This is a genomic window from Streptomyces sp. NPDC029139 (assembly GCF_055564335.1).
This window is the reverse complement of sequence record NZ_JBVHWN010000010.1, coordinates 124,356-135,554: the sequence shown is the minus strand read 5'-3', so window position 1 is coordinate 135,554 and position 11,199 is coordinate 124,356. Positions and strand designations below refer to the sequence as shown.

Sequence of the window (11,199 nt, the reverse complement as noted above, 5' to 3'; positions counted from 1 at the left end):
TGTGGCGGCCCCTGGCCACCCGGACCGGCGCCGTCACGGCAGCCGGCTCTCCCGGTTGATCGCCCGCACCCGGGCCCGGAGCACGTCACCCACCGACGCCGGAGTCAGCTCCTCGGCCGGACAGTCCCATTCCCGCCCGCCACCGGGCGGTCGCAGCTGCACGCAGGGTCCGACGCGTCCCATGACCCGACCGATCCGACCGTCACGCGAGTCGATGACGTACGCCCCGATGTTCACCGCTTCACCTCCCCGAGCACGGCGAGGAGCCGCAGAGCGGTGTCGAGGTCGCAGCGCCCGAGCTCGACGAGGGGGTACGTGTTCACGGCGCCGGCCATCGTGAGCGGGTCGACCCCGAGGGAGGGCAGACCGACCCCGAGGGCATCGAACTCGCCCTTGAGCCGGGTGACGACTTCCTGGGCGGCTTGCAGACGCTCGAGTGAAGTGGGCATTTTACGGTCCTTTCCACTGTGTGTATCGAATTCGCCACCGCCGAGTGTCCGGAAGGAGAAGACTGGGGAACAGTGGGAACGCCCCAACAACCCCAGATGTGCGAGCGGGAGTTGATGCCCATGTACGGACAGCGGAAGCCGGATCCATCGACCTCGCCCAGAGCGATAATCGGCGCGGAACTGCGCCACGCACGGGAGCGAAAGGGCCTGAGCCAGGAGGCGCTGGGCGAGGCGGTGTTCGTGAGTGGCTCGTACATCGGCCAGATGGAGGCGGGCACGAGACGGATCCGGCCGGAGATCGCGTCCCAACTGGATGAGGTGTTGGGGACGGGCGGCTTCTTCGAGCGGAACTGCGGGGCGGCGAACAAGTCGAAGTACCCGGACCACTTCGCGGAGGCGGCGGAAGCGGAAGCGATGGCGGTGGTGATCAAGGAATTCGCACCACTGCTGATTCCGGGGCTGCTGCAGACGCCGGCGTACGCGAGGGCAGTTTTCCGCGATGGATTGCCGGTCGCGACAGACGAGGCGATCGACGAACTTGTAGAAGCGAGGCTAGCCCGGGGGCGCCTTCTCGATGACCCAACAAAGCCCGTGTTGTGGGTAGTGCTCGGGGAGGCGGTACTGCGACAGGAAGTCGGCGGCCCGGCGGCAATGGCGGAGGTGCTGCGTCATGTGGCGGCCCTTATGAACAAGCGCAGGGCGATCGTGCAAGTCATGCCATTCAAGGCGGGCGCACACACAGCGCTGGAAGGCCCGCTCAAGCTCATGTCCTTCGAGGACGCTCCGCCCCTGGCCTACCTTCAAGCGCTGGGAACAGGACGCTTGGAGGACGATCCCGCCTCGGTCAGAGCGCACGAACTGGCCTACGATCTGCTGGGGGCCACTGCCTTGTCCCCGCGAGAATCCCTGGTCCTGATCGAGTCCGTGGCGGAGGATTACGCCCATGAAGATCAGCAACTCTGAGTACGACCTGGCCACGGCGATGTGGTTCAAGTCCAGCTACAGCGGGGCCAGCGGCGGTGACTGTGTCGAGGTCGCGACCTGGCGCAAGTCCTCGTACAGCGGCGGCAGCGGCGGCGACTGCCTGGAGGTCTCCGACTCCCACCCCCACATCGTCCCCGTGCGCGACTCCAAGAACCCCGAGGGACCCAAGCTCGTCTTCGGCGCCGCCGCGTGGGCGCTCTTCGTGGACGGTCTGAAGTAGGCACCGCAGGGCCGCCCTCCTTGCGAGAGTCGCACCTTCCGCCGCCGCGGCGAGGGCGACGGAACTCTCGGAGGGCGGCCCGGCACGACCCGCCGAGGCCGATCACGCTCAGGAAAAGGGATGGGCGGTTGCGGGGCGTCAGCCGATCATGCGGGTACGACCCACCAGCCGGCATCGACGCCTGTCACAGGCGACCCGGGTCCTCGCCTTCCCGAAGTTGCCACTCCCCGACCATGGGAGCGTGGTCCAGGAGCCGACGGACTTCCATCTCCTCCTCTCGTGCGGTCACCCGGGGCAGTGGGGCGAAGTCGTCGGGAAGGACGTCCAGGAAGCTCACCACCCGGTCTCCCGCACGCAGAGTGATCAACAATTCGCACCGCACCTGGTGCGGAACGCTGGAACGGTGGGACAGGCAGTTCCACAGGGCCGGCCACAGGTAGTGGGTGCCCTCGGGCGCAGCATTCGCCCGCACCCATGCCGGGTCCAGGCGCGAGTTCAGGTCGAGGTCACACGCCCGCTCCTCCAACCTGAACAGCGAGGCCGAATCGATGACTTTCACCTCGCGAGGCAGCGGCTCGAAGTGCATCACCCCATGCTGCCCGACAGCGCCCCCACGCTGAGGAACCCCCGACAACTCATTCCGTGAGGAGTTTCGAGCCCTCCACCCGGCGGTCCGGCGCTACGCGGGACAGGGGCCGTAGAGCTCGTCCTCATCCCACCTGCCGATCACCGGGTCCTCGTGCACCCTGCCCGGGTGTCCGGCCGGCAGGACACACTCGGCTTCGAATCCCTCGTCGTCGCAGAACTGCCCGACGACCCCGCACGTCCGCTCATCCACCGCGTCCCCTCCCCCTGTTCGTCCTGTCCGGAGGCTACCTTCGCGCACCTTTCGGGGCCGGGATTCCACCACCCACCGCGGCTGACCAGCGGTAGCGGGCGGCTCTGGCGGGTTTGGGCCGGTGGCCGGCCGGGGCGGTCGAACCGGAGCCGCAAGCCCCCAAGCATCACCCCAGCCGGCGCGCGAACGGACCCCAACCCAACCCCGCGCGTACTCCAGTGTTCAGCCAGCTGAACAGTAATCATGTACGCGACTATTGACGCGTCCACGACGGCACGCCTAGCTTCCGGTGAAAGCGCTTTCTCGTCCAGTCCCGGAACGCTGTCCATCCCCCTCCCTGGAGACCCCACGATGCATCTGCGATCCGTCACGGCGTGCGTCAGCCTCTTGGCGGGCACACTCGTCGCCCTGTCCGGAACCACCGCCACCGCCGCCTCCACCCTGTACGAGGCCGAGGCATCCCCCGCCGTCTGCACCGGCGCCATCGAATCCGACTGGTCCGGCTTCACCGGCAGCGGCTTCTGCAACGCCACCAACGCCACCGGCGCCTATGCCCAGTTCACCGTGAACGCCCCCGCCGCCGGCACCGCGACGCTCGCCGTCCGGTTCGCCAACGGCGGGACCACCGCCCGCCCCGCCGGCCTCGTCGTCAACGGGTCCACCGTGCAGACGCCGTCCTTCGAGGCCACGGGCGCCTGGTCCACCTGGACCACCAAGAGCCTGACCGTGACGCTCGCCGCGGGCAGCAACACCATCCGGCTCACCCCCACCACCTCCGCCGGCCTGCCCAACATCGACTCCCTGAACGTCACGACGACGGGCGACACCACGCCGCCGCCGACCGGCACCGCTCTGTACGTCGCTCCGAACGGCACCGACGGCGCGTCCGGCACCCAGGCCGACCCCACGACGCTCACCTCGGCGATCGCCCGCATCGCCCCCGGCGGGACCATCTACCTCCGCGGCGGCACCTACCGTCACTCCACGACGATCACCGTCCCGCCCGCCAACAACGGCACGGCCGCCGCCCGGAAGAAGCTCCTCGCCTACCCCGGTGAGACCCCGGTGCTGAACTTCTCCGCCATGACCGAGGACCCCGCCAACCGCGGCCTCGCCCTCAACGGCTCGTACTGGCACGTCAACGGCATCGTCGTGGAGCGTGCCGGCGACAACGGGATCTTCGTCGGCGGCAGCAACAACGTCATCGAGCGCACGGTGACCCGCTTCAACCGCGACACCGGCCTGCAGCTCTCGCGGATCGCCTCCACCACCCCCCGCGAGCAGTGGCCGTCCAACAACCTCGTCCTGAGCGCCGAGTCGCACGACAACGCCGACTCCGACGGCGAGGACGCCGACGGTTTCGCCGCGAAGCTCACCGTCGGCAGCGGCAACGTCTTCCGCTACGCCGTCGCCCACCACAACATCGACGACGGCTGGGACCTCTACACCAAGACGGACACCGGCCCCATCGGCGTGGTGACCATCGAGGACTCCCTCGCGTACGACAACGGCACGCTCAGCGACGGCTCCCAGGCCGGCGCCGGTGACCGCAACGGCTTCAAGCTCGGCGGCGAGGACATCAAGGTCGACCACGTCGTCCGCCGCACGATCGCCTTCCACAACGGCAAGCACGGGTTCACGTACAACAGCAACCCGGGCTCGATGACGATCTCGAACAACATCAGCGTCGACAACGCCCAGCGCAACTTCTCCTTCGACGCGGGCACGTCGGTGTTCCGGAGCAACACCTCCTGCCGCAGCACCAGCAGCGGCACGAACGACCGGACCATCGGTGACGTCGACGGCACGAACCAGTTCTGGTCCGGCGCGAACGGCTCCCGCTGTTCCTCGTACGCCGGCGCTCTGAGCTGGTCCTACGCCGCGGACGGACGCCTCGTCGCGGCCTTCGGGGGTCGCCCGGTCACCTGGTAGACCACACGACGACGGGCGCGCCGGCCTCGGCACGGAACACCGAGGCCGGCGCGCCCATGCCGTTTCGTCGGCGCCCGGCCCACCACACCCGGGCCCGGCGGTGCCCCAGCCCACCACGCCCCACCCGGTGAGGCCGGGTCAGAACCCGCCGACGCAGCTGAAGCCGCCGCTGAACCCTCCCGTGCCGCCGGTGGCGGTGCCGCCGGATGGGTTCCCGCCGGCTGAGGACCCTCCGGTGGAGGAACCTCCGTGGCGGTACTCCCCGCTGGGAGGGCGCTCCGTGAGCGTGCGGTAGTCCTCGTGGAAGAGCTCCCGCCACCAGCGCCCGAAGCTGACGCCCTCCAGCTCGCGCTCCGTCTCCGCGAGAGCGGGGCCGTCCCACAGCACATTGGGCAGGTCCAGCTCCAGAAGCGCCCGGCGCAGGCCCGCCAGGTCGAGGTGCGGGCTCTCCTCCGGGGAGGCCGACACGGGCGCCTCGCCGCGGGGGACGTCGTGCCGGAAGGCGCACACGGCCCGCCAACCCGGCTCCGTCACCACCGCCCGGCCCCAGATCGCCCGCTCGGCCAGGTGCGCCCTGCGACGCCGGGCCTCCTCCTCGCGCCGGACCAGTTCGCGCGCCCGCGCGGCGGCCTTGACCTTCTCGGCCTGGATCGCCTCCCGGATCTCCCGGCCCACGGGCTCGTACGCCTCTGCGGCCTCCCGCATCACCCGCTCGTACCGCTGCCGGGTCTCCTCCCACTCGCGCAGGGCGCGGCGCGCGGCGAAGGTTCTCCACCCGGGGACGGTCGCGGCACGCCGGCGGGCGGCCCACAGCTCGTCGGTGATGTCGTCCACGGCGGTGATGTAGGCGACGGCGGCCCGCGCCCAACGGCTGCACGCCTCCGGCGTGGACGGGACGAGACCTCGGGAGCCGTCCACGGGTCCCGGGGTGCGCACGAGGAAGACGGAGGGCGCCGGCTTGCCGTCGAGCGACCGCCGGAAGGTGTGCTCGTGCACGCGGACCGTGCCGTCGCGCGGCTCGACCGGCTCGTGTGCGTCCTGGGTGGGGAACGTCTTCCCCACGTGGTCGAGGTACGGCAGTTTCCGGCGACTCATCGGCCCACCCCCGCGTTCCGGCTCCGCTCGGCTTCCCCTTGCCTTGCCTTCAGCGTTCCCCGGCCGTCGGACCCCCAAGCCCGGGCGTCGCCCCCATCGCCGGCATCGCTCGCGTCGTGGGCGTCGCCGGCACCGCCACCCGCCCGTACATCACCATGTCCCGCCGCTCCCCGCCCACTTCCTGCCAGGACCGCAGCAGCCCCTCCCGTACGAACCCCGCCCGCTCCGCGGTGCGGGCCGAGGCCTCGTTCCAGGGTTCCACGAGCAACTGGAGGCGCGGGACGCCCAGTTCGCCCAGAGCCCACTCGCTCACCGCCACCAGCGCCGCCCCGGCCGCGCCCTCGCCGCGGCAGGACGGTGCGATCCAGTAGCCGAGGGTCGCCCTTCCCTCGGGCAGGTCGCGGAGCCAGAGGCCGATCATGCCCACGGGCCGCTCGTCACGGCGGCGGACGATGACGAAGGGGTAGCCGGCGGCGGTCTCCGAGCGGGTCCACTGACGTCGGACGAACGCCTCGCCCTCCCGCTCGGAGTACACCGGCGGCACGGTGGTGATCAGCGGGATGTACGGGTCCGACGACGCCTCCTCCACGAGGGGCAGGTCGGCGCGCTCCCACGGTCGAAGGGCGAAGGGCCCGGCGGTCAGCCGGGGAACGATCAGGCTCACATCGTGCGAAGGTACTCGGCCAGGCGGTCGTACTCCTCCTTCACCCCGTCCTCCATTCCGGTCGCCAGAGCCTGGTCCCGGATCTCCGTGGACGGCCAGAGCGAGGTACTGGTGAGGGCCGTGCCGCCGTCCGGGGTGTTGTCGAAGGTCAGCGTCACGTGGACCGGCGGGCCCGGCATCAGCTCGAAGGTCTCCGTGTAGACCAGCCGCTCGCCCGGGACGATCTCCTGGTACGTCCCCGAGAAGACGATCTCCCGGCCGTCGGGCGCCTTCTGTCCCCAGCGCCATGCGCCGCCGACGCGCAGGTCGATCTCGCAGACCACCGTGGGCAGGGCGGCGACCCCGTACCACTGGCGGACGTGTTCGGGCTTCGTCCACGCCTCCCAGACCCGGGCGGGCGGGGCGTCGAAGGTCCGGGTGATGACCAGCTCGCGGTCGGTCGGTGTCGTCAGCAGCGTGATCATGGATCGCTCCCGCCTTCCGGGCTCGGAACCGCCACCCCTCCCCTTCCAGCATCGCTCCGAACGCCCGAGGGCGGCACCCCCGGCTGGGAGTGCCGCCCTCGTCGCGTACAGCGATGAACCGCCGATCCGGATGGATCAGAAGTCCATGTCACCGCCCGGCATGCCGCCGCCGGCCGGCGCGGACGCCTTCTCCGGCTTGTCGGCGATGACGGCCTCGGTGGTGAGGAACAGCGCGGCGATGGAGGCCGCGTTCTGCAGGGCGGAACGCGTCACCTTCGCCGGGTCGATGATGCCCTCGGCGATGAGGTCCACGTACTCGTTGGTCGCGGCGTTGAGGCCGTGGCCGACGGGCAGGTTGCGGACCTTCTCCGCCACGACGCCGCCCTCGAGGCCGGCGTTGACGGCGATCTGCTTCAGCGGAGCCTCGAGCGCCAGCTTGACGATGTTGGCACCGGTGGCCTCGTCGCCCGACAGGTCCAGCTCGAGCTTCTCGAAGACCGAGGAGGCCTGGAGCAGGGCCACGCCACCACCGGCGACGATGCCCTCCTCGACGGCCGCCTTCGCGTTGCGAACGGCGTCCTCGATGCGGTGCTTGCGCTCCTTGAGCTCGACCTCGGTCGCGGCACCGGCCTTGATGACCGCAACACCGCCGGCGAGCTTCGCCAGGCGCTCCTGCAGCTTCTCGCGGTCGTAGTCGCTGTCCGAGTTCTCGATCTCGGCGCGGATCTGGTTGACGCGGCCGGCGACCTGGTCGCTCTCACCGGCACCGTCGACGATCGTGGTCTCGTCCTTGGTGATGACGACCTTGCGGGCGCGGCCCAGCAGGTCCAGGCCGGCGTTCTCGAGCTTGAGGCCGACCTCCTCGGAGATGACCGTGCCGCCCGTGAGGATGGCGATGTCGTTCAGCATGGCCTTGCGGCGGTCGCCGAAGCCCGGGGCCTTGACCGCGACGGACTTGAAGGTGCCGCGGATCTTGTTGACGACCAGGGTCGACAGGGCCTCGCCCTCGACGTCCTCGGCGATGATCAGCAGCGGCTTGCCCGACTGCATGACCTTCTCCAGGAGCGGGAGCAGGTCCTTCACGGAGGAGATCTTGGAGTTGACGATCAGGATGTACGGGTCGTCCAGGGACGCCTCCATACGCTCCATGTCGGTGGCGAAGTACGCCGAGATGTAGCCCTTGTCGAAGCGCATACCCTCGGTGAGCTCCAGCTCCAGACCGAAGGTCTGGGACTCCTCGACGGTGATGACGCCTTCCTTGCCGACCTTGTCCATCGCCTCGGCGATGAGCTCGCCGATCTGGGTGTCGGCGGCGGAGATGGAGGCCGTGGAAGCGATCTGCTCCTTGGTCTCGACATCCTTCGCCTGCTCGAGCAGGGCGCCCGAGACGGCCTCGACGGCCTTCTCGATGCCGCGCTTGAGCGCCATCGGGTTGGCGCCGGCCGCCACGTTGCGCAGGCCCTCGCGGACGAGCGCCTGGGCGAGGACGGTCGCGGTGGTCGTACCGTCACCGGCGACGTCGTCCGTCTTCTTGGCGACTTCCTTGACCAGCTCGGCGCCGATCTTCTCGTACGGGTCCTCGAGCTCGATCTCCTTGGCGATGGACACGCCATCGTTGGTGATCGTGGGGGCGCCCCACTTCTTCTCGAGGACGACGTTGCGACCCTTGGGGCCAAGGGTGACCTTGACGGCGTCGGCGAGCTGGTTCATCCCGCGCTCGAGACCGCGCCGTGCCTCCTCGTCGAACGCGATGATCTTGGCCATGTGAAGTGGTCCTCCCGGACATGGGGTGGATAACGCTCCAGGACCGCGCCGACGCCCGCGACGGACGGCCTGCGTGCCCGATGGTTCCTTGCCCCACCTGGCCGCGGGCCTCGTCTGCCCGATCCTCGTAAGCACTCTCACCTTCAGAGTGCTAACGCCAATGATTAGCACTCGACCCAGGAGAGTGCAAGGCCGTCCCGAAGGGACGTCGATGAGGGGTGGCGGTCGGGCGACGGGCGGGGGCAAGCGCCTCTCGATGATCGGGACCGGGTTCGTGGAGGCCCACCGAGGCTGTCCGGACACGCACGAGGGGTCCGCATCCTGGTCAGGATGCGGACCCCTCGGCGTGAGAACGCGTGAGTGCGTACGTGGTGGCCGATCGCGCCGTGCTCAGACGGCGAGCTTGACCATGTCCGCCTGCGGACCCTTCTGGCCCTGCGAGATCTCGAACTCGACCCGCTGACCCTCTTCAAGGGTGCGGTAACCGTCCATCTGGATCGCGCTGTAGTGGACGAATACATCCGCACCACCGTCGACCGCGATGAAGCCGTAGCCCTTCTCCGCGTTGAACCACTTGACGGTGCCCTGAGCCATGCCTAACTCCCCTATTACTGGCCCTTGCGCGGGACCGCACTTCGCGGACCCGGGTCAGACCCTGCGCCGGAACGCGTCGACCGCGGCTGAATGTATCTGCCCAACTGCCCTCTGCAACAGGGCAATCGAGCGAGAATTCTGGGCGCGGCGTAAAGGGGAATTCGGGAGAATTCACTGAATTCCGGGGCAAGTCGGGCCCGGCAAAGTACGCAGAAGGTACACAACACTCGAACACTTTGGCTGCATCTTGTCGCGCACGGACGCATTCTCATATGCGCCTGGCATGAGCAGCGAAGGGAAGCCGGGGGGACTTCCCCAACTCTACCGCGCTCAACCATGCAGAATTGCCCCCTCCGCTTCCCGGGCGGAGAGGGCAATTCGGTTACGGCGGGTAATGCACGGGCTCAGCAGCCGCCGGCGACCGCCGGGATGATCGAGACGCCGGCGCCGTCCGGCGTCGCCGTGTCCAGGCCCTGCTCGAAACGGACGTCGTCGTCGTTGACGTACACGTTCACGAAGCGGCGCAGCTTGCCCTGGTCGTCCAGGACGCGGGCCGCGATGCCCGTGTGGTTCTTCTCCAGGTCGGCGATGACCTCGGAGAGGGTCGCGCCCTCGGCCGCGACCTCGGCCTGGCCGCCGGTGTAGGTACGGAGGATGGTGGGGATGCGGACCTTGACGCTCATGTGGTGGTGCTGCCTTCCGTGACGAGGGGGGTCAGTGGGCCAGGCCGGCGTCGCGGAACGCGTCGAGGCTCGGGCGGATGGTGGCGGTGGCCTGAGAGGTATCGGCCACCGCGTCCAGGGTCTTGAGGCCGTCGCCGGTGTTGAGCACGACCGTGGTCAGGCTCGGGTCGATGAGCCCGGCCTCGACCAGCTTCTTGGTCACGCCGACGGTCACGCCGCCCGCCGTCTCGGCGAAGATGCCCTCGGTACGGGCCAGGATCTTGATCGCCTCGACGACCTGCTCGTCGTTCACGTCCTCCACCGCACCCCCCGTGCGGCGCGCGATGTCCAGGACGTACGGGCCGTCGGCCGGGTTGCCGATCGCCAGGGACTTGGCGATGGTGTTCGGCTTCTGGGGCCGTACGACGTCGTGACCGGCCTTGAAGGCCGCCGACACCGGCGAGCAGCCCTCGGCCTGGGCGCCGAAGATCTTGTACGGCTTGTCCTCGACGAGGCCCAGCTTGATGAGCTCCTGCAGACCCTTGTCGATCTTGGTGAGCTGCGAGCCGGACGCGATCGGGATGACGAGCTGGTCGGGGATGACCCAGCCGAGCTGCTCGCAGATCTCGTACGCGAGTGTCTTGGAGCCCTCGCCGTAGTACGGGCGCAGGTTGACGTTGACGAAGCCCCAGCCCTCGCCGAGCGGGTCGCCGATGAGCTCGGAGCAGAAGCGGTTGACGTCGTCGTAGTTGCCCTCGATGCCGACGAGCTCGCCGCCGTAGACGGCGGCCATGACGACCTTGCCCTGCTCCAGGTCGTGCGGGATGAACACGCAGGAGCGGAAGCCGGCGCGGGCGGCCGCGGCGCCGACGGCGCCGGCCAGGTTGCCGGTGGAGGAGCAGGAGAGCGTGGTGAAACCGAAGGCGCGGGCGGCCTCCAGGGCCTGGGCGACGACGCGGTCCTTGAAGGAGTGCGTCGGGTTTCCGGAGTCGTCCTTGACGAAGAGCTTGCCCGGCTCGACACCCAGCTCACGGGCGAGGTTGTCGGCCTGGACGAGCTTGGTCCAGCCCGGGTTCAGGTTCGGCTTCTCGGCCACGTCGGCGGGGACGGGCAGCAGCGGGGCGTAGCGCCAGATGTTGGCGGGGCCCGCCTCGATCTGCTTGCGCAGCGCCTCGGGGTCACCGGTGGGGAGGTCGTACGCGACTTCGAGCGGGCCGAAACACAGCTCACAGGCGAAGATGGGGCCGAGGGCGAAAACCTCGCCGCATTCCCGGCAGGAAAGCCCGGAAGCGGGGCCGAGATCGACGGTCTTGACCGTCTCGGCGGGGGTTTCGGTGGTGGAAACAGTCTGTACAGCCATGGAGGCGAGGCCCTTTCTCCTCATCTTTCCCATGACGAACGTCGCCATGAGACGGATTTGGCACCTTCCCTAGCCGGGAGCCTCGCTGGCGCGCTGTGTCGCGGACGAGACCGACTGGAGGGTTGCCGGGGCTTCAACGGGCCGTTTCCCTCTGCCCCTCTGGATGAGCGGTA

At 69.3% G+C, this 11,199-nt stretch carries 13 protein-coding genes and 1 riboswitch; of the genes, 3 read left to right on the top strand and 10 right to left on the bottom strand.

Features of this window, described 5'->3' with window-relative positions; genetic code table 11:
• Positions 1-33 precede the first annotated feature (33 nt).
• Both ACZ4VW_RS22500 and ACZ4VW_RS22495 read right to left on the bottom strand, forming a co-directional pair.
• Positions 34-237, bottom strand: a complete 204-nt coding sequence (locus ACZ4VW_RS22500) for a hypothetical protein (RefSeq protein WP_467965334.1) — start codon at positions 235-237, stop codon at positions 34-36.
• The gene (locus ACZ4VW_RS22495) at positions 234-449 is read right to left on the bottom strand and encodes a hypothetical protein (protein WP_467965078.1); all 216 of its coding nucleotides are present in this window, start codon (positions 447-449) and stop codon (positions 234-236) included. The genes ACZ4VW_RS22500 and ACZ4VW_RS22495 overlap by 4 nt, the downstream gene beginning before the upstream one ends.
• 120 nt (positions 450-569) lie before the next feature.
• On the opposite strand from ACZ4VW_RS22495, the gene ACZ4VW_RS22490 reads away from it, so the two are divergent.
• Together ACZ4VW_RS22490 and ACZ4VW_RS22485 are read left to right on the top strand one after the other, a co-directional pair.
• Complete coding sequence (locus tag ACZ4VW_RS22490) at positions 570-1,412, top strand: helix-turn-helix domain-containing protein (protein ID WP_467965319.1); 843 nt, start codon at positions 570-572, stop codon at positions 1,410-1,412.
• The gene (locus ACZ4VW_RS22485) at positions 1,393-1,653 is read left to right on the top strand and encodes a DUF397 domain-containing protein (protein ID WP_467965077.1); all 261 of its coding nucleotides are present in this window, start codon (positions 1,393-1,395) and stop codon (positions 1,651-1,653) included. Before ACZ4VW_RS22490 ends, ACZ4VW_RS22485 begins: the two co-directional genes overlap by 20 nt.
• Before the next feature lie 184 nt (positions 1,654-1,837).
• Here the strand turns inward: ACZ4VW_RS22485 and ACZ4VW_RS22480 are convergent, their stop codons facing one another.
• Entirely contained in the window at positions 1,838-2,239 is a 402-nt protein-coding gene (locus tag ACZ4VW_RS22480) for a hypothetical protein (protein WP_467965075.1), read from the bottom strand.
• Between the two features lie 603 nt (positions 2,240-2,842).
• On the opposite strand from ACZ4VW_RS22480, the gene ACZ4VW_RS22475 reads away from it, so the two are divergent.
• Entirely contained in the window at positions 2,843-4,423 is a 1,581-nt protein-coding gene (locus ACZ4VW_RS22475; RefSeq protein ID WP_467965073.1) for a carbohydrate-binding protein, read from the top strand.
• Between the two features lie 138 nt (positions 4,424-4,561).
• Here the strand turns inward: ACZ4VW_RS22475 and ACZ4VW_RS22470 are convergent, their stop codons facing one another.
• From ACZ4VW_RS22470 to thrC, 7 genes are all read right to left on the bottom strand, one after another.
• Complete coding sequence (locus ACZ4VW_RS22470; RefSeq protein WP_467965071.1) at positions 4,562-5,518, bottom strand: hypothetical protein; 957 nt, start codon at positions 5,516-5,518, stop codon at positions 4,562-4,564.
• Between the two features lie 49 nt (positions 5,519-5,567).
• Complete coding sequence (locus ACZ4VW_RS22465) at positions 5,568-6,182, bottom strand: GNAT family N-acetyltransferase (protein ID WP_467965069.1); 615 nt, start codon at positions 6,180-6,182, stop codon at positions 5,568-5,570.
• The gene (locus ACZ4VW_RS22460) at positions 6,179-6,646 is read right to left on the bottom strand and encodes an SRPBCC family protein (RefSeq protein WP_467965067.1); all 468 of its coding nucleotides are present in this window, start codon (positions 6,644-6,646) and stop codon (positions 6,179-6,181) included. Before ACZ4VW_RS22460 ends, ACZ4VW_RS22465 begins: the two co-directional genes overlap by 4 nt.
• 135 nt (positions 6,647-6,781) lie before the next feature.
• Positions 6,782-8,410, bottom strand: a complete 1,629-nt coding sequence (gene groL, locus ACZ4VW_RS22455; RefSeq protein ID WP_467965065.1) for a chaperonin GroEL — start codon at positions 8,408-8,410, stop codon at positions 6,782-6,784.
• A gap of 390 nt (positions 8,411-8,800) precedes the next feature.
• Positions 8,801-9,004, bottom strand: coding sequence for a cold-shock protein (locus tag ACZ4VW_RS22450; protein ID WP_005315736.1), 204 nt, complete (start codon positions 9,002-9,004; stop codon positions 8,801-8,803).
• A 404-nt stretch (positions 9,005-9,408) separates the two neighbouring features.
• On the bottom strand, positions 9,409-9,687 hold the full coding sequence (locus ACZ4VW_RS22445) for a MoaD/ThiS family protein (RefSeq protein WP_467965063.1): 279 nt from the start codon (positions 9,685-9,687) through the stop codon (positions 9,409-9,411).
• Between the two features lie 31 nt (positions 9,688-9,718).
• Positions 9,719-11,026 carry a threonine synthase gene (gene thrC, locus ACZ4VW_RS22440; RefSeq protein WP_467965061.1) on the bottom strand — a complete coding sequence of 436 codons (1,308 nt, stop codon included), beginning with the start codon at positions 11,024-11,026 and terminating at the stop codon, positions 9,719-9,721.
• A 17-nt stretch (positions 11,027-11,043) separates the two neighbouring features.
• Positions 11,044-11,196, bottom strand: a riboswitch (SAM riboswitch).
• Between the last annotated feature and the right edge of the window lie 3 nt (positions 11,197-11,199).

Excerpts from the sequence above, each read along its gene's own strand:
- ACZ4VW_RS22495 (WP_467965078.1), bottom strand. The coding sequence starts at position 449 with ATGCCCACTTCACTCGAGCGTCTGCAAGCCGCCCAGGAAGTCGTCACC.
- ACZ4VW_RS22490 (WP_467965319.1), top strand. The coding sequence starts at position 570 with ATGTACGGACAGCGGAAGCCGGATCCATCGACCTCGCCCAGAGCGATA.
- ACZ4VW_RS22485 (WP_467965077.1), top strand. The coding sequence starts at position 1,393 with ATGAAGATCAGCAACTCTGAGTACGACCTGGCCACGGCGATGTGGTTC.
- ACZ4VW_RS22480 (WP_467965075.1), bottom strand. The coding sequence starts at position 2,239 with ATGCACTTCGAGCCGCTGCCTCGCGAGGTGAAAGTCATCGATTCGGCC.
- ACZ4VW_RS22475 (WP_467965073.1), top strand. The coding sequence starts at position 2,843 with ATGCATCTGCGATCCGTCACGGCGTGCGTCAGCCTCTTGGCGGGCACA.
- ACZ4VW_RS22470 (WP_467965071.1), bottom strand. The coding sequence starts at position 5,518 with ATGAGTCGCCGGAAACTGCCGTACCTCGACCACGTGGGGAAGACGTTC.
- ACZ4VW_RS22460 (WP_467965067.1), bottom strand. The coding sequence starts at position 6,646 with ATGATCACGCTGCTGACGACACCGACCGACCGCGAGCTGGTCATCACC.
- groL (WP_467965065.1), bottom strand. The coding sequence starts at position 8,410 with ATGGCCAAGATCATCGCGTTCGACGAGGAGGCACGGCGCGGTCTCGAG.
- ACZ4VW_RS22450 (WP_005315736.1), bottom strand. The coding sequence starts at position 9,004 with ATGGCTCAGGGCACCGTCAAGTGGTTCAACGCGGAGAAGGGCTACGGC.
- ACZ4VW_RS22445 (WP_467965063.1), bottom strand. The coding sequence starts at position 9,687 with ATGAGCGTCAAGGTCCGCATCCCCACCATCCTCCGTACCTACACCGGC.
- thrC (WP_467965061.1), bottom strand. The coding sequence starts at position 11,026 with ATGGCTGTACAGACTGTTTCCACCACCGAAACCCCCGCCGAGACGGTC.